Source organism: Mucilaginibacter sp. P5_A4, assembly GCF_056400605.1.
The window spans coordinates 1-715 of the sequence record NZ_JBFUKX010000168.1 but is presented as its reverse complement, the minus strand read 5'-3'; the positions used below and the strand labels follow the sequence as shown (position 1 = coordinate 715).

Annotated in this window: 1 protein-coding gene; it reads right to left on the bottom strand. The window is 33.0% G+C overall.

Annotated elements, in window-relative coordinates; genetic code table 11:
* Window positions 1–160 precede the first annotated feature (160 nt).
* The coding region (locus AC1DQW_RS27845; protein WP_477457048.1) for a polysaccharide biosynthesis protein at window positions 161–715 on the bottom strand (555 nt) is incomplete at its 5' end.

Genomic DNA, 715 nt, shown 5'->3' with positions numbered 1-715 from the left:
GTTATTAGGTGTAACTTTTTAGCAAATCATTAAAAAAACCTTCATGAAAGTAACTAAATTTCACAAATTACTATTTTCTAAAATTGCAAATAATTAATTAATTATCCCTAAACGAAATCAATCATTAAAACATGATATGGATCATGTTTTAAAATACTCATTAAATATGATAATCATTAATTAGCTTAACATCCAGCTTTTCATATTGTGAATTATTGCTAATAAAATCGGGCAGGATGGTCTTCATTTTTGTCACCATTATATCAACATTATTTTGCAGATTAAGCTCCAGGAGTTCCTTGATCACCTTATTGACTTCGGGATAACTATTTGGTATAGTTTTTGAAATTTTTATATCCTTATTATAGGTAGGTATTACCTCTTCTTCTACATTAAGCAATTCTTCATATAGTTTTTCACCTGGCCTTAAACCTGTATAAATAATTTCTATGTCTTTTCCCGGAACCAAGCCTACTAATTTGATCATATTGGCGGCCAGGTCGGCTATTTTAACGGGTTCACCCATATCAAATAAAAATATTTCGCCTCCGTTGCCCATTACTGCAGCCTCAAGTACAAGCTGTACAGCTTCAGGTATTGTCATAAAATACCTTGTAATATCGGGATGTGTAACGGTAACCGGTCCGCCTTTTTCAATTTGGGCTTTAAACCTCGGTATTACAGATCCATTAGATCCCAGTACATTGCCAAAGCG